This is a genomic window from Nocardiopsis sp. NPDC006139, from assembly GCF_040614155.1.
In the GTDB taxonomy this organism is placed as follows: Bacteria; Actinomycetota; Actinomycetes; order Streptosporangiales; family Streptosporangiaceae; genus Nocardiopsis; species Nocardiopsis changdeensis.
The window spans coordinates 110,410-126,361 of sequence record NZ_JBEXTT010000008.1; the positions used below are offsets into that span (position 1 = coordinate 110,410).

Annotated in this window: 16 protein-coding genes; 9 read left to right on the forward strand and 7 right to left on the reverse strand. The window is 74.8% G+C overall.

Annotated elements, in window-relative coordinates:
* The first annotated feature begins 133 nt into the window (after positions 1–133).
* A complete protein-coding gene (locus tag ABZ249_RS12860) occupies positions 134–1,690 on the forward strand; it encodes a sodium-dependent transporter (protein WP_355261345.1) in 1,557 nt (518 codons plus the stop codon).
* On the forward strand, positions 1,690–1,803 hold the full coding sequence (locus tag ABZ249_RS12865; protein ID WP_355261348.1) for a methionine/alanine import family NSS transporter small subunit: 114 nt from the start codon (positions 1,690–1,692) through the stop codon (positions 1,801–1,803). The genes ABZ249_RS12860 and ABZ249_RS12865 overlap by 1 nt, the downstream gene beginning before the upstream one ends.
* Positions 1,804–1,895: 92 nt before the next feature.
* On the opposite strand, the gene ABZ249_RS12870 is transcribed toward ABZ249_RS12865, so the two are convergent.
* The 3 genes from ABZ249_RS12870 to ABZ249_RS12880 all read right to left on the reverse strand — a co-directional run bounded on the left by ABZ249_RS12870 (position 1,896) and on the right by ABZ249_RS12880 (position 4,222).
* Positions 1,896–2,441, reverse strand: a complete 546-nt coding sequence (locus ABZ249_RS12870; RefSeq protein WP_220560990.1) for a type 1 glutamine amidotransferase domain-containing protein — start codon at positions 2,439–2,441, stop codon at positions 1,896–1,898.
* 99 nt (positions 2,442–2,540) lie between these two features.
* Entirely contained in the window at positions 2,541–3,374 is an 834-nt protein-coding gene (locus tag ABZ249_RS12875; protein ID WP_355261352.1) for an SDR family oxidoreductase, read from the reverse strand.
* A 224-nt stretch (positions 3,375–3,598) separates the two neighbouring features.
* The gene (locus ABZ249_RS12880) at positions 3,599–4,222 is read right to left on the reverse strand and encodes an XRE family transcriptional regulator (protein WP_355261355.1); all 624 of its coding nucleotides are present in this window, start codon (positions 4,220–4,222) and stop codon (positions 3,599–3,601) included.
* Positions 4,223–4,352: 130 nt separating this feature from the next.
* On the opposite strand from ABZ249_RS12880, the gene ABZ249_RS12885 reads away from it, so the two are divergent.
* A complete protein-coding gene (locus ABZ249_RS12885; RefSeq protein ID WP_355261358.1) occupies positions 4,353–5,093 on the forward strand; it encodes a Clp protease N-terminal domain-containing protein in 741 nt (246 codons plus the stop codon).
* Between the two features lie 37 nt (positions 5,094–5,130).
* Here ABZ249_RS12885 and ABZ249_RS12890 read toward each other — a convergent pair whose 3' ends face one another.
* The gene (locus tag ABZ249_RS12890) at positions 5,131–5,901 is read right to left on the reverse strand and encodes a MerR family transcriptional regulator (protein ID WP_355261361.1); all 771 of its coding nucleotides are present in this window, start codon (positions 5,899–5,901) and stop codon (positions 5,131–5,133) included.
* A gap of 233 nt (positions 5,902–6,134) precedes the next feature.
* Between ABZ249_RS12890 and ABZ249_RS12895 the strand changes: the two genes are divergently transcribed.
* Positions 6,135–6,644, forward strand: a complete 510-nt coding sequence (locus tag ABZ249_RS12895; RefSeq protein WP_355261364.1) for an N-acetyltransferase — start codon at positions 6,135–6,137, stop codon at positions 6,642–6,644.
* A gap of 94 nt (positions 6,645–6,738) precedes the next feature.
* Here ABZ249_RS12895 and ABZ249_RS12900 read toward each other — a convergent pair whose 3' ends face one another.
* Entirely contained in the window at positions 6,739–8,112 is a 1,374-nt protein-coding gene (locus ABZ249_RS12900; protein ID WP_355261367.1) for an FAD-linked oxidase C-terminal domain-containing protein, read from the reverse strand.
* Positions 8,113–8,261: 149 nt separating this feature from the next.
* Here ABZ249_RS12900 and ABZ249_RS12905 point away from each other — a divergent pair, with 149 nt between their 5' ends.
* Both ABZ249_RS12905 and ABZ249_RS12910 read left to right on the forward strand, forming a co-directional pair.
* Positions 8,262–9,005 carry an NAD(P)H-binding protein gene (locus tag ABZ249_RS12905; RefSeq protein ID WP_355261369.1) on the forward strand — a complete coding sequence of 248 codons (744 nt, stop codon included), beginning with the start codon at positions 8,262–8,264 and terminating at the stop codon, positions 9,003–9,005.
* A gap of 63 nt (positions 9,006–9,068) precedes the next feature.
* A complete protein-coding gene (locus ABZ249_RS12910) occupies positions 9,069–9,479 on the forward strand; it encodes a DNA-binding protein (protein WP_355261372.1) in 411 nt (136 codons plus the stop codon).
* Between the two features lie 46 nt (positions 9,480–9,525).
* Here the strand turns inward: ABZ249_RS12910 and ABZ249_RS12915 are convergent, their stop codons facing one another.
* Positions 9,526–10,827 carry an FAD-binding oxidoreductase gene (locus tag ABZ249_RS12915; protein WP_355261375.1) on the reverse strand — a complete coding sequence of 434 codons (1,302 nt, stop codon included), beginning with the start codon at positions 10,825–10,827 and terminating at the stop codon, positions 9,526–9,528.
* 92 nt (positions 10,828–10,919) lie between these two features.
* Here ABZ249_RS12915 and ABZ249_RS12920 point away from each other — a divergent pair, with 92 nt between their 5' ends.
* The 3 genes from ABZ249_RS12920 (at position 10,920) to ABZ249_RS12930 (ending at position 14,825) form a co-directional block, all read left to right on the forward strand.
* Entirely contained in the window at positions 10,920–11,789 is an 870-nt protein-coding gene (locus tag ABZ249_RS12920) for a sigma-70 family RNA polymerase sigma factor (RefSeq protein WP_355261378.1), read from the forward strand.
* Between the two features lie 110 nt (positions 11,790–11,899).
* Positions 11,900–12,883 carry an aldo/keto reductase gene (locus ABZ249_RS12925; protein ID WP_355261381.1) on the forward strand — a complete coding sequence of 328 codons (984 nt, stop codon included), beginning with the start codon at positions 11,900–11,902 and terminating at the stop codon, positions 12,881–12,883.
* 301 nt (positions 12,884–13,184) lie between these two features.
* Entirely contained in the window at positions 13,185–14,825 is a 1,641-nt protein-coding gene (locus ABZ249_RS12930; RefSeq protein WP_355261384.1) for an ATP-binding cassette domain-containing protein, read from the forward strand.
* Between the two features lie 151 nt (positions 14,826–14,976).
* Here ABZ249_RS12930 and ABZ249_RS12935 read toward each other — a convergent pair whose 3' ends face one another.
* Entirely contained in the window at positions 14,977–15,951 is a 975-nt protein-coding gene (locus ABZ249_RS12935) for a magnesium and cobalt transport protein CorA (protein ID WP_355261387.1), read from the reverse strand.
* Between the last annotated feature and the right edge of the window lies 1 nt (position 15,952).

Genomic DNA, 15,952 nt, shown 5'->3' on the forward strand with positions numbered 1-15,952 from the left:
GTGGACGATCGAGCGCCGACCCCCCACGCAGGCAAGACGAACAGCCGACAACCGGTCCTGGAACATGCCGTTTCGTCCAAATCCTGCTAGCGTGCGGGACGCGCAACGACAGGCACGATGAGGAGACCTAACCATGGCCCAACAGACGCGCGAGCAGTGGGGAACGCGCGCGGGGTTCCTGATGGCGGCGATCGGATCCGCCGTCGGGCTCGGGAACATCTGGCGATTCCCCTACATCGCCTACGAGAACGGCGGCGGGGCGTTCATGGTGCCCTACCTCGTCGCCCTGCTCACCGCCGGCATCCCGCTGCTCATCCTCGAGTACTCGATCGGCCACAGGTACCGGTCCTCGGCGCCCCTGTCCTACCGGCGGATCTCCCGGCCCGCCGAGGCCATCGGCTGGTGGCAGGTGGCCATCTGCTTCGTGATCGCGGTCTACTACGGCGCGATCATCGCCTGGAGCGCCTCCTACGTCTGGTTCTCCATCACCGGCGCCTGGGGCGAGGACCCCAACGCGTTCTTCTTCGGCGACTACCTCCAGATGAGCGAGGCCCCCGGCGGGATCACCGGCTACGTGCCCGCCGTCGCCTGGCCGCTCATCGCCGTGTGGATCGTGGTCCTGGCCATCCTGGCCCTGGGCGTCCGCAACGGCATCGAAAAGGCCAACAAGGTCTTCATCCCGCTGCTCGTGGTCCTGTTCCTCATCCTCGTCATCCAGGCCCTCACCCTGGACGGCGCCACCACCGGCCTGGACGCCCTGTTCACCCCCGACTGGAGCGCCATGGCCGACGGGAGCGTGTGGGTGGCGGCCTACGGGCAGATCTTCTTCTCGCTGTCCATCGGCTTCGGCATCATGGTCACCTACGCCTCCTACCTCAAGCGCAAGGCCGACCTGACGGGCTCGGCCATGGTGGCGGGCTTCGCCAACAGCTCCTTCGAGCTGCTGGCCGGCATCGGCGTGTTCGCCGCCCTGGGCTTCATGGCCACCGCCGCGGGCACCGCGGTGGACGAGGTCGCCACCTCCGGCATCGGCCTGGCCTTCATCGCCTTCCCGCAGATCATCTCCACCCTGCCGTTCGGCGGGGCGCTGTTCGGCGTGCTGTTCTTCGCGTCGCTGGTCATCGCCGGACTCACCTCGCTGATCAGCATCGTCGAGGTCGTCGTCTCCGCCGTCCAGGACCGCGTCGGCCTGGGCCGCCTCCAGGCGGTCCTGATCGTCGGCGGCCTGATCGCCCTGGTGTCGATCCTGATCTTCCCGACCCACCAGGGCCTGCACTACCTGGACGTGTTCGACCACTTCATCAACCAGTACGGCATCGCCCTGGCCGCCCTGGTGGTCCTCATCGTGTTCGGGTGGGTCCTGCGCCGCCTGCCGGCCTTCCAGGAGCACGCCAACAGCGTGTCCTCCATCCGCCTGGGCCGCTGGTGGCGCATCACCCTGGCCGTGGTCACCCCGGTCCTGCTCGGCTTCATGATGTGGGACGCGCTGCGCACCGAACTGACGGAGAACTACGCCGGGTACCCGACCGGGTTCCTGCTCACCGCCGGGTGGGGCGTGGCCATCGGCGCCATCGTCGTCGGCGCCGTCATCGCCCTGGTGCCCTGGAAGCGCGCCGACCAGATGGCCGCCCACGACCGCGAACGCACCGAGGGGACCGGGCAGGTCCACAACAAGGAGGAGGGACACTGATGTCGGCCAGCGCGATCACCATGATGGTCATCTCCATGGCACTGCTGTGGGGCGGCCTGATCACCGCCATCGTCCACCTGCGCCGCCACCCCGAGGTCCCCGACCAGGACTGACCCGCACACGGCGCACACGGGGGCGGGGCCCGCACCGGGCCCCGCCCCCGCACCCTTCCCCTGCCCGGGCACCCCCTCCCCGGGCCCGGACCTCAGGCCCGGGACAGCTCCCGCACGATCCGCTCGCAGAACGCGGGCAGGTCGTCCGGATTGCGGCTGGTGGTGATCCCGCCGTCGGTGACCACCTCCTCCTCCACCACGTTCCCCCCGGCGTTGCGCACATCGGTGCGGATGCTCGGATACGACGTGAGCGTGCGCCCGCGCACCAGGTCGGCCTCCACCAGCGTCCACGGACCGTGGCAGATCGCCGCGATCGGTCTGCCCGTCGCCGCGAACTCGCGCACGAACCGCACCGCGTCGGCGTCGGCGCGCAGGTTGTCGGGATTGACGGTGCCGCCGGGCAGCACCAGGCCGTCGTAGTCCTGTACCGACGCCTCGGCCACCCGCCGGTCCACAGCGAACCGGTCGGCCGGCTCGATGTCCCCGTTCATCGCCTGGATCTCGCCGTCCTTCAACGAGAGCAGCTCGGTGACGGCCCCGGCCTCCTCCAGCGCCCGGCGCGGCCGCTCCAGCTCGACCTGCTCCACACCGTCCGCGGCCAGGAACGCCACCCGCCGCCCGCTGAGCACGTCCGCCATGGTCCTCTCCCCCTTCGGTCATCGGATCGGGCCGCACACCGCGCGGCACCGTGGTCACCGCCTACCCGCCCGGCGGGGTCCCTCACACCCCCGGGCGCCTCAGCCCTTGCGCCAGGTCGCGTCCTCCAGGGCCCCCGCGGCCTGCGGCCCCATCAGGGACAGCCCCCCGTCCACGAACAGCGAAGCCCCCGTCACATAGGACGACCCGGGCCCGGCCAGGAACGCCACCGCCTCGGCCACCTCGTCGGCGTGCCCCGGCCGCGGCAGCGGGTACCCCGCGCGCGAGTCCAGCCGCGGCTCCTCCTCGTGCTGCCCGGTCATGGGCGTGGCGATCTCCCCCGGCGCCACCGCGTTCGCGGTGATGCCGTACAGGCCCAGCTCCAGGGCCAGGACCCGGGTGAGCATCCGCAGCCCGCCCTTGGCGACGCAGTACGCCCCCGCCGTCACCCGCGGCTCCTCCTCGTGGACGCTGGTGATGTTGACGATGCGCCCGCCCCGGCCCGCGTCGCGCATGTGCTCCGCCGCGATCCTCGCGCACAGGAAGGGCGCGTCCAGATCCACCGACAGGACCTCGCGCCAGCGCTCGTAGCCGGTGTCCAGCAGGTGCTCGCCCGAACCGGTGCCCGCGTTGTTCACCAGGACGCCCACCCCGCCCAGCTCCCCGACCAGGTCGGCGACGGCCTCCGAGCCCCGCACCGGGTCGGCCAGGTCGTGCCTGCGCACCGCCACCCGCCGTCCGATCCGGCGCACCTCCTCCTCGGTGCGCCGCACCCCCTCCTCGTCGCTGTGGTAGGTGACGCCGATGTCGAAGCCGTCCCGGGCCAGGCGGACCGCGGTCGCCCTGCCGATACCGCTGTCGGCACCCGTCACCACGGCCACCCGGTCGTAGTCGTCGAACGCGCTCGCCCCCGCGATGCGGTCGTCCCGTGCCATGTCTCCCCCTCACCTGCGCCGGTGCACACGTTCACGGGGGCGGCTACCCGGCCCCGGCCCGCGCCACACCCCGGCCCGCCGCACGCCGACACCGCCGGGGGTACAGCCCACCGCGTCGCGGCGGCCGGCAGGGCCACCGCCCCAGGACGAGGACCTCCACGACGACGGTGCCCACCGGGACCTCCCCTTTTCCGGCGAACGGCTCTCGAGAGGTCGGACGCCCCTCACCGCCCCCGCGGTCCCCCCTCCTCCCCCTCGTCCTCACGGCGCCCCTCGGTGGGGCGCACCCGCACGTGGGCGCGCTCGCCCTGGGGCCCGAACAGGCCCAGGTAGGAGACCGGCCCCGGGCCGGGGTTGAGGAACCCGTGCGGGATACGGGTGTCGAACTCGGCGACCTCCCCCTGCTTGAGGACCATGTCGTGCGGCCCCAGCAGCAGCCGCAGCCGCCCCTCCAGCACGTACACCCAGTCGTGGCCCTCGTGGCTGCGCTGGTCGGCCTCCACGTGCCCGCGGGGCGGGGGGATGGTGATGCGGAACGCCTGGATGCCCCCGGGGGTCCGCGAGAGCGGCAGGTACTCGACGCCGTCGCGGGTGAAGGGGCGCAGCCGCACCCGCGGGTCGGCGGTGTCGGCGCCCACCAGCTCGTCCAGCGGCACCCCGTGCATCCGGGCCAGCGGCAGCAGCAGCTCCAGGGTGGGGCGGCGCCGCCCCGACTCCAGGCGCGACAGGGTGCTCACCGAGATCCCGGTGGTCTCCGACAGGCCGGCCAGGGTGATGCCGCGGTCGCGGCGCAGCTCGCGCAGCCGCGGCCCCACCGCCGCCAGCACCGGGTCGAGTTCGTCGTCCATGGGCGTCAATCTGCCACAGGCGGGACCGCCGGAGAAGGAAGGGCCCCACTGGGGGCCGCAAGGGGGTTGGACCGGATCCCAGTGGGGGTATGTAAGGGGTTACATCATACCCCTATCGAAGGGAGTTTCGATGCCCAAGGTCAACGTCTACCTCCCCGAGGACCTCGCCGAGGCGGTGCGCGAAAGCCGCATCCCCGTCTCGGCCGTGTGCCAGCGCGCCCTGGAACAGGCGGTGCGCCGCCTGGCCGCCGCCCGCGAGGCCCTGCGCGGCCCCGTCCGCGGCCGGGACCTGGACGCCCACCTGCCCCTGTTCACCCCCCGGGCCCGCACCGTGCTGCGCCTGGCCGCCGACCGCCCGGCCCCCGGAACCCCCATCACCACCGCCGACCTGGCCGCCGCCCTGGTCCAGGAGGGCGGCAACCTCGCCCTCCACGTGCTGGGGGCCATGGAGATCACCCCCGCCGCCCTCACCGCGGCCCTGGCCGGATGCGAGGCGGCCGAGGCGGAGGGCCCCAGCGCCCCGCCCGCCTTCAGCTCCCCGGCCGTCCACTGCCTGGAGGCCGCCCTGGGCGAGGCCACCGCCCTGGGGCACAACTACGTGGGCTGCGAGCACCTGCTGCTGGGCCTGGTCGCCGAGGAGGAGGGCGCCGGCGGCGCGGCCCTGCGCTCGCTGGGCGCCGACCCCCGGGCCACCCGCCGCGCGGTCACCGCCGCCCTGGCCGGGTACGTCCACCTGCGCTCCCAGCAGGCCGCCGACCCCGGGCAGGGGCCCGCCGAAGCGCTCGAGGCCCGGCTCACCCCGCTGCTGGCCCGCATCGAACGCCTGGAGGAACGCCTGGACACACAAGGCCGGGACACCCCCGCCCGGTAGGCGGGACGCCCCCGCGGGGAGCCGATCCCGCCGCGGGTCAGGGCCCCTCGGCCTCCAGCAGGTCCAGGTAGTCCTGCAGGCGCGCCACCCCCGCCGCCAGGGCGCGGGCCCTGGCCGCCAGCCCCTCCTCCCGGCGGCGCAGCGCCCCCTCCAGCGCCTCCCCGCCGCCCGAGGCCCGCAGCTCCTCCATCACCGGCGCGATCTGCCCCAGCCCGTACCCGCCGCGCCGCAGCTCCGACACCACCCGCACCTCGCGCACCTGCTCGGGCCCGTACACCCGGTACCCCGTCCGCGGATCCCGCACCGGCCGCACCAGCCCGGCCCGCTCCCACACCCGCAGCGCCGAGGCCCGCACCCCCACCAGGCGCGCCACCCCGCCGATCCGCAACGGCCCCTCCGCCTCCCGCGCCCGCACCCCCGCCAGCACCGCGGGCGCCTCGCGCCCGCCCGCACCGGCGGCCGCGGCCACCGCCGCCAGCGCACGCGCCGCCTCCCGCACCGCGCCCCGCTCCCGGTGCGCCCCGGCGAAGGCCGCCTCCACCGCCTCCAGCGCCGCGTCCGCCCCACGCGCGTGCAGGACCCGCAGCACCTCACCGGCCGCCATCACCCCCATGCCCGGAGCCAGCGCACGGTAGGCCACCAGCGCCGCCAGGTGCCGCTCGGTGAACCGCCGCTGCCCCGACCCCGTCCGCCGCGCCGACGGCAGCACCCCCGAGGCCTCGCAGTCGCGCACCGTCTGGGCCGACACCCCCACCGCACGGGCCAGGTCCACCGGCCGCAGCTCCCCCCGGACGACCCCTCCCGCCACCACGGCCTCCCCCGTATCACCCGCACCACCCCGCCCACCCGTGTTACCGTGGTCGGCGCTCCGAACGACGGTACCGACCACAGGAGCCGGGCGGGGCCCACGCCCCGGGCGCACACCGCCCCGCCACGTCCACACCTTCGGGGTCCCACCCGGGCCGCCCCGGGACCGCGGCACCGCCCGCGCACACCACCGGCGCACGCAGGGACCGGACCCCCTCACACCCGAGGCCCACCGTGAACACCGCCTGGAACACCCGCGCCGAGACCCCCGCCGACACCGCCGCCGTGCACGCCGTCAACGCCGCCGCGTTCGACACCCCCGCCGAGGCCGACCTGGTCGACGCCCTGCGCGCCGACCCGGCCTGGATCGAGGGCCTGTCCATGGTCGCCGTCACCGACCGGGGCACCGTCGCCGCCTACGCCCTGCTCACCCGCTGCCACATCGGCGACACCCCGGCCCTGTGCCTGGCACCGTGCGCCGTCCTGCCCGAGCACCAGCGCACCGGCGCCGGATCGGCCGCCATCCGGGCGGTCCTGGACGCCGCCCGCGCCCGCGGCGAACGCTTCGTCACCGTCCTGGGCCACCCCGGCTACTACCCCAGGTTCGGGTTCGAGCGCGCCTCGGCCTACGGGATCGGGCTGGACATCGAGGTCCCCGACGAGGCCCTCATGGTCCTGTCCCTGGACCCGGCCCGCACCCCGCCCGCCGGGACGATCCGCTACGCCGCACCGTTCGGCATCTGACCCCGCACACCGGCCCGCACCCGGTCGGGCAGCGCAGTGGTCGGACCACACAGGGTGTGCGGGGGCGCCGCCGTCCCCGCACACCCCTCCGGGGTCAGGCGAACACCTTGCCGGGGTTGAAGATCCCCGCCGGGTCCAGGGCGCTCTTGACCGCCCGGTGCATGCCCACCACGTCCTCGCCCAGCTCCTTGGCGGCCCCGCGCATCTTCAGCAGGCCCACCCCGTGCTCGCCGGTCACCGTGCCGCCCAGCGCCAGCGCCTCGTCCACGATCACCTCGAACGCCTCCTTGGCCCGCTTCTTCGCCGCCTCGTCCCCGGCCGGGACGATGAACAGCGGGTGCAGGTTGCCGTCACCGGCGTGCGCGATGTTGCCGATGTGGGTGTCGAACCGGCGGGCCGCCTCCTCGATCCGCGCCAGCATGTGCGGCACCTGCGCCTTGGGCACGCACACGTCCTCGGTCAGCAGCGGCCCCAGCCGCTCCAGCGCCGGGTAGGCCAGCCGCCGCGCCGCGAACAGCGCCTCGGCCTCCTCGGCGTCGGTGGAGCGCACCGCATAGGCCGCCCCCTGCGCCTCGAAGCAGCCCAGGATGGCGTCGGCCTCCTGCTCCCCGGCCGCCCCGGGCTGGTCGCTGCGCGCCAGCAGCAGCACCTCCCCCTCCGCCGACAGCCCCATGTTCTTCCACTCGTCCACGGCCTGCAGGCAGAACCGGTCGATGAGCTCCAGCGCCGAGGGCACCACCCCCGACGCCGCCACCGCCGCCACCGCCCGCCCGGCGTCGGTGAGGGAGTCGAAGTAGCCCACCACCGTGTGCTCCACCCCGGTGCGCAGCGGCCGCATCCGCAAGGTCACCTCCGTGACCAGGCCCAGCGTGCCCTCCGAGCCCACCATCAGCCCGGCCAGGTCGTAGCCGGTCACCCCCTTGGCCGTGGACCGGCCCAGCCGCACCACCTGCCCGGTGCCCACCACCGCCTCCAGGCCCAGCACGTAGTCGCGGGTCACCCCGTACTTGACACAGCACAGCCCGCCCGCGTTCGTGGCCACGTTGCCGCCGATCGTCGACCAGGGGGCCGAGGCCGGGTCCGGCGGATACCACAGCCCGTCGTCGGCGACCCTGCGGCGCAGGTCGTCGTTGACCACCCCCGGCTGGACGACGGCGCTCTGCTGGACCGGGTCCACCGACAGCACCCGGTCCATGCGCTCGAAGGAGACCACGACCCAGCCGTCGACGGCGTTGGCCGCGCCCGACAGGCCGGTCCCGGCACCGCGCCCCACCACCGGCACGCGGTGCTCGGCGCACAGGGCCACCACCGCGGCCACGTCGGCGGTGTCGCGCGGGCGCACCACCGCGGCGGGGGTGCCGTAGGGCGCCCACTCGGCCTCGTCGTGGGCGTAGCCCTCCATGATCTCGGGGTCGGTGACGACCTGGTCGGCGCCGATCGCGGCGGCCAGGCTCTGGGCGATGGACATGCTCCTCCTCGGTGCGCGGGCGCCGGCCCGGATCGGGCGGCGCTGACCAGCACCCTAACGACCCGGCTCCGGCCCTTCGCCGCGCGGTGCCCCCGCACCGGGGGGCCGCGGTGCTAGCGTCGCCAGCGGCGGCGGGAAAGGAGCGGGCGATGGCGGAGATCCTGGTCACCGGGGGCACCGGGACCCTGGGGCGGCCGGTGGTGGAGGGGCTGCGGCGCGCGGGCCACGGGGTGCGCTCGCTCAGCAGGCACCCGCGCCCCGACGACCCGCTCTCCCACGCGGTGGACCTGCGCCGGGGCACCGGCCTGGACGAGGCGTTGGAGGGGGTGGACACGGTGGTCCACTGCGCCACCGACCCCCTGGGCGGCGACCTGAGGGCGGCCGCCCGCCTGATCGGCGCGGCGCGCCGGGCCGGGGTGGGCCACCTCCTCTACATCTCGATCGTGGGCGTGGACCGTATCCCGCTGGGCTACTACCGCGCCAAGTACACGGTGGAGCGGGCGCTGGCCGCCTCCGGGCTGGGGTGGACGGTGCTGCGCACCACCCAGTTCCACGACCTGGTGGCGTCGCTGTGCGCGCGGGCGGCCCTGCTGCCGGCGGCGCCGGTACCGGACGTGGACGTGCAGCCCATCGCGGTGCGCGAGGCGGCGTCCCGGCTGGTGCTGCTGGCCCAGGGGGAGCCGCGGGGCCGGGTGGACGACATGGGCGGCCCGGCGGTGGAGCCCTTCGCCCACCTCATGGACGCCTACCTGCGCTCGCGCGGCCTCGAGCGGCGCACGGTACCGGTGCGCCTGCCGGGGCGGGTGTTCGCGGCCTACCGGGCGGGGGAGCACCTGGCCCCGGACCGGGCGGTGGGCACGGTGACCTTCGCGGACTTCCTCGCCCACCACTGAAATGAACACATCGTTGAAAACCCCATGTTGACATCGTGGGGTCGTCCCCGTCATGCTGGGCCCATGACCACACCCGGCCTCACCCCGCCCGACCCCGAAAAAGCCCGCAAACAGCGCACCTACCCCGCACTCACCCGCCTCACCGAACGCCACGCCACCGGCGAGGACCGCATCCGCTGGGAGGCCGACACCCGCCCCATGGCCCCCCTGGACGCCCTGCGCCGCACCGCCGACCTGGCCGCCGGCAGCGCCGAACCCGACACCGGCGAACCCGACGTCGACCACGACGACCTCATGGCCGCCCTCACCCTGCTGCCCCTGGCCCGCGCCGAATTCGACCGCCTCGAACTGAGCCTGCTCCACATGGCCAAAGGACGCGGCATGACCTGGCAGGACATCGCCTTCGGCCTGGGCCTGGGCTCGGCCCAGGCCGCCCGCCAGCGCCACGACCGCCTCACCCGCCGCACCGACTGAAACCCCCAGGGCGGGGGCCCGGAACCACCCGGGCCCCCGCCGCACCTCACCCCAGCACCGGATGGGCCGCCCGCACCACACCGCGCGGATCCCGCTCACGCTTGATCCGCCCCAACCGCTCCAGCACCCCCGGCGAGAACACCCGCCCCAACGGCTCCCCGCCCGCCAGAGCCGTCAACGGCTTGCGCCCGCTCACCGCCACCCCCGCGAACAGCCGCTCCAACCGGCTCCGCACCGCACCCGCCCCACCCGGACCCACCGGCGCCCCGAACGCGTACGCGTAGAACGGCTCGGTCAACGACCCGAACGGCGTCGCCGACGGCCCCGCCAGCGCACCGCCCAACCCCCGCACCTGCACCCCGAACAGCGGATCCAGCGGCTCGGCCGCCAACGCCGCACTCCACTCGCCCACCGCACCCGTCAACAGCTCCGTCCGCGCCAGCCCCGGCGTCGGATCCACCGGATCACCCGAGACCGACCCCAGCCCCGTCAACGGCAGCACCCCCAGGGTGTCGCGCACCGACCCGCCCACCGACGCCAACGGCGCCAGCAGCTTCTCCCCCACCGCCGCCGACCCCAGGAACGCCGCCTGCACCGACACCAGCGGCTCCGCCCCCGGGAACCGGTGCAGACTCCACCACACCGACAACTCCTCCGGAGCCCCCGCCAGGACCTCCGCATACGCCGCAGCCACCCGCGCCGCCCGCTCCACCGGCCACACCACCGCACCCGCGTACAGCTCCGGGGCCTCGAACAGCTCCAACTCCACCCCCGTCACCACCGCCGCGTCACCGCCACCACCGCACAGCGCCCAGAACAGGTCCGGATCCGACTGCGCGCTCACCCGCGCCCGCCCGCCCCCGGCATCCACCACCTCCCAGGCACGCACCGCGTCGGCCGCCCACCCGAAACGGCGCCCGAACCAGCTCAAACCCCCGCCCAGCGTGTACCCGACCACCCCCACACCCGGCGAACTGCCCGGCAGACCGGTCAACCCGTGCACCGCCGCCGCCTCCTGCACCCGCCCCCACGACACCCCGGCCCCCACCCGCACCCTCCGGCGCACCGGGTCCACCTCCACCCCGTCCAGCGCCCCCGTGCGCACCAGCACCGCCCCCGACGCACTGCCCGTCGCACCGTGCCCCGTCGTCTGCGCCGCCACCGACAGCCCGCGCTCACCCGCCCACCGCACCACCGCGGCCACATCCCCCGCGTCGGCGACCTCCACCACCGCCACCGGCTCCTGCCGCACCGCCAGGTTCCACGGCCGCGACGCCGCCCCGAACCCCGCGTCCCCGCCGGCCAGCACCCGACCGCGCACCACCGTCTCCAAACCCCGCACACCCATCACGGCCCCCTCCTGTCACACCACCGGAACCCCTCACGTCGTCCCGGTGAACCGTCGAACCCATGACGGACCCCACCGCGAGAATGTGACCGATGCACGAGAAAACCTCCGAAGAAAACCGCGCCGCCCTCTTCCAGGAGCACCGGCCCCTCCTGCTGTCCGTCGCCCACCGCATGCTCGGGTCCACCGCGGAGGCCGAGGACGCCGTCCAGGAGACCTGGCTGCGCCTGGCCCGCACCACCGAACGGATCGACAACCCCGCCGGCTGGCTCACCACCGTCACCGGCCGCATCTGCCTGGACCTGCTGCGCTCGCGCACCGCCCGCCGCGAGGACCCCGCCGACCGGCCCGGCACCGAACCCGCCGACCCCGACCCCGGACCCGAACACCGGGCCCTGACCGCCGACGCCGTGAGCACCGCCCTCCTGGTGGTCCTGGACGCCCTCACCCCCGCCGAACGCCTCGCGTTCGTCCTGCACGACGTGTTCGCCGTCCCCTTCGACGACATCGCACCCCTCCTGGAACGCACCCCCGCCGCGACCCGCCAGCTCGCCAGCCGCGCCCGCCGCCGCCTGCGCGGCACCCCCGCCCCCGCCACCACCGCGACGGCCACCGGCCACCACGACACCGTGGTGCAGGCGTTCCTGACCGCGGCCCGCGGCGGAGACCTGACCGGCCTGCTCACCGTCCTGGACCCGCAGGTGACCGCCCGCGGCGACGTCTTCGCCCGCCTGCACGGGGTCCCGGCACTGGCCCGCGGCGCCGACACCGTCGCCGCCCAGGCCGTCACCTTCTCCCGCCTGGCCCACGGGGCCCGCCCCGTCCGCGTCGACGGCCGCCCCGGCTTCCTGTCCCTGTCCGACCACCGCCCCACCGCGGTCCTGCTGTTCACCGTCACCGACGGCCGTATCACCGCCATCGACATCCACTACGACCCCGACCTGCTCACCGCCCTGTCCTGACCGGGTACCGGTGGCCGCACCCGGACACGGCCACCGGCGCCCCCGCCCGCACCCCGCCCCATCCGCCAGACTGACCCCATGCACACCACCACCGACCCCCGGGAGGCCTGATGCGACTGCGCACCCTGGGCCGCACCGGCCTGCGCGTCAGCGACCTGTTCCTGGGCACCATGGGCTTCACCACCACCGCCGAGGCCACCCGCATGATCGACCGCTACCAGGACGCCGGCGGCAACGTCATCGACACCGCCCCCGTCTACGGCGACAGCGAGGACATCCTCGGCCGGGTCCTGCACGGCACCCGCCGCGACCACTTCGTCCTGGCCACCAAGTTCACCCTGCCCGCCGACCCCGCCAACCCGCTCACCGCCGGATCCCACCGCAAATCCCTGCGCCTGTCCCTGGAACGCAGCCTGCGCCGCCTGCGCACCGACCACATCGACCTGCTGTGGGTGCACTGCCACGACCCGCGCACCCCCGTCGAGGAGACGATGCGCGCCCTGGACGACGCCGTCCGGGCCGGCACCGTCCTGTACACCGGCGCCTCCAACCTGCCCGCCTGGGCGGTGGCCGCCGCCAACACCGGCGCCGACCTGCGCGACCGCACCCCCTTCAGCGCCCTCCAGGTCCCCTACAGCCTCGCCCGCCGCGACATCGAACGCGAACTCCTGCCCATGGCCCGCACCCTGGGCCTGAGCACCGCCGCCTACAGCCCCCTGGGCGGCAGCCTGCTGTCCGGCCGCTTCGCCCGCCCCGACGCCCCCGCCACCGGCCGCGTCGACCCCGCCGACCTCACCGAACACGAACGCGCCCTGGCCCGCACCCTGCACGAGGTCGCCTCCGACGAAGGCGTGGGCGACGCCCCCGCCGCCATCGCCTGGCTGCTCTCGCGCCCCGACCCCGTCCACCCCATCCTGGGCCCGCGCACCGACGCCCAGCTCACCGACCTGCTCACCGCCGCCGACACCACCCTGTCCCCCCACGCCCTGGACCGGCTGGAGGAGGCCTCCCGCACCCCGCTCGGCTACCCCGCCGACCTCATCGCCCAGACCCTGCCCTGGCTCGACGGCCCCCGCGAGGTCCGCCCCCGCTGAGGCAGCCGCGGCCACGTGAGCGACCCGACACCGAAACCGCCACCCCCTCCCCCGCACCGCCCCCAGGGCCCCGCCCCCGCCCACGGGCCGTAAAACCACTGGCCACCCCCGCCCCCCACCGCCTACCCTGGGCCACATGCAGTACGTCCTCTACCTCTAACGGCCCCACGCAGACCCGCCCCACGCCCGGCGTGGCCGCGGGTGCCCCACGCGTACCCGGACCCCGCCTTCACGGGTCCACCGTCAGAGGAATCGGGAGGCTCCCCGCCCACACGGGTCGAGCCCCCGCACGAGGAGAGACATGCCCACCCTGGACCCCGCCGCCGCGCCCGCCGGCGAACGCGCCCAGCTCACCGCCACCGACCTGCACCTGGCCCGCGGCGGACGCCCCGTCCTGGCCGGCGTCGACATGACCGTCACCCCCCGCTCTCGCTGGGGCGTCGTCGGAGAGAACGGCCGCGGCAAATCCACCCTGCTCCAGGTACTCACCGGAGCCCTGGAACCCGACCGCGGCACCGTCCGCCGCATCGGCACCATCGGCCACGCCGAACAGGAGATGCACACCACCGGCGGCCGCACCGTCGGCGACCTCATCGACATCGAACTCTCCGACGCCCGCACCGCCCTGGCCGCACTGGACGCCGCCGCCGCCCGCATGGCCCGAGGCGAACCCGGAGCCGACACCGACTACACCGCCGCGCTCACCGCCGCCGAGACCCTGGACGCCTGGGACGCCGACCGGCGCGTGGACCTGGCCCTGGAACACCTGGACGCGGTCACCGACCGCACCCGCCCGCTGCACGAGCTGTCGGTGGGCCAGCGCTACCGGGTGCGCCTGGCCGCCCTCCTGGGCGCCGGACACGACTTCCTGCTGCTGGACGAGCCCACCAACCACCTCGACGCCGCCGGCCTGGACTTCCTCACCGCCCGCCTGCGCGAACACCGCAACGGGGTGGTGCTGGTCAGCCACGACCGCGCCCTGCTGTCGGACGTGGCCACCACCGTCCTGGACCTGGACCCCAGCCGCGACGGCCGCCCCCGCGTCCACGGCGGCGGCTTCGCCGGCTACCAGCAGGGCCGGCGCGCCGAACGCGACCGCTGGGAGGAGGAGTACGAACAGCAGCAGGCCGAACACGCCCGCCTGACCCAGGACCTGTCCCACGCCCAGAACCGGCTCATCAGCGGCTGGCGCCCCGACAAGGGCACCGGCAAGCACCAGCGGGCCACCCGCGCCGGCGGCCTGGTGCGCGCCGTCCACCGCCGGCGCGCCGACCTGGAGGCCCACGCCGTCACCATGCCCCCGCCGCCGCTGCGGCTGCGCATGCCCGACCTGCCCGCCCGCCCGGGCGCGACCCTGCTGGACGCCGCAGGGGTGAGCGTGGCCGGACGCCTGCACCACCCCGTGGACGTGCACCTGGAGTCGGGGGACCGCCTGGTGGTCACCGGCCCCAACGGGGCGGGCAAGTCCACCCTGCTGGCGGTCCTGGCCCAACTGCTGCAACCCACGACGGGCACGGTCCGCACCGCCCGCGGGGCGCGGGTGCGCCTGCTCGCCCAGGAGTCGCCGCAGGCGCCCTCGCGCCGCGCCCACGAGGTGTTCGAGGCCCGGATGCAGGACCTGGTCGGCCGCGGCGCGCTCCGCGAGGCGGTGCCGCTGTCCTCGCTGGGGCTGCTGTCGGCCGCCGACGCCTCACGCCCGGTGGGCGAGCTGTCCATGGGCCAGCAGCGCCGCCTGGACCTGGCGATGGCGCTGGCCGAGCGCCCGCACGTGCTGCTGCTGGACGAGCCCACCAACCACCTGTCGATCCCGCTGGTGGAGGAGCTCACCGAGGGGCTGGGCGCCACCGCGGCCGCGGTGGTGGTGGCCACCCACGACCGGCAGCTGCGCCGCGACGTGGCCTCCTGGCCCCACCTGCCCCTGGACTCGGCCGTCCGCGTCTAGGGCGCGCCCCTGGGGTCCCGTGCCGCGCTCGGGCCCGCCCGCCGGGCGCCGGAAGGCCCCCAGCGGACGGCCCGCGGCCACGGGTCCTCCTCCGGGACGCCCCCCCGGAGGGCGGGGTCCCTCAGGACCCCCGCCCCCGGGGGGCCGGGGCTCACAGCCACCGGTTGCGGCGCAGCCGGTGGTAGATCAGGGCGCTGATGAGCACCATCACCGCCATCATCAGCGGGTACCCGTAGTCCCAGTGCAGCTCGGGCATGCCGTCGAAGTTCATGCCGTAGAACCCGGCGATCATCGTGGGGACGGCGATGACCGCGGCCCAGGAGGAGATCTTGCGGACGTCCTCGTTCTGCTCCTTGCCCAACAGCGCCAGGTGCGCCGTCAGGGCGCTGGTGAGCAGCTCGTTGTGCGCGTCGACCAGGTCGTCCACCCGCAGCAGGTGGTCCAGCACGTCCCGGAAGTGCTCGCGGGTGGAGGAGAACTGCGTCATCCGCCCCTTGACGATCTCCTGCAGGACCGGGATGAGGGGGCCCTCGGCCCTGCGGAACTCCAGCACCTCGCGCTTGAGCCGGTAGATCTCCTCGGTGACGTCCTCGCCGCGGGGCCGGAACACCTCCTGCTCCAGGGCGATGATGTCGGTCTCGACCTTGTGCCCGATGACCCCGTAGTGGTCGACGATGTCGTCGATGAACCCGTGCAGCACCGCGGGCGGCCCCAGGCGCAGGAAGTCCGGGTCCTTCTCCAGCCGCTCGCGCACCCCGTCCAGGGGGCCGGCCGGGCCGTGCTGGACACTGACGATGAAGTCGGCGCCCACGAACAGCATGATCTCCCCAGCCTCGACGTCGAAGGCGCGCTCGTCGTAGGAGAGGGTCTTGACCACCACGAACGAGGTCTCGCCGTAGTGCTCGATCTTGGGTCGCTCGTGCGCTTCGAGGGCGTCCTCCACCGCCAGGGGGTGCAGGTCCAACTCCTCCTGGATGAGGGCGAACTCCTCCGCGGTGGGCTCGTGCAGCCCGATCCACAGGAAGCAGTCCTCGGTCTCACCGCGTTCGAGGTCGAACGCGTCGCTGATGTCGCCGTCGATCTCCCGGCGCAACCCGTGCCGGTAGATGGCCTTGTCGATGATCACC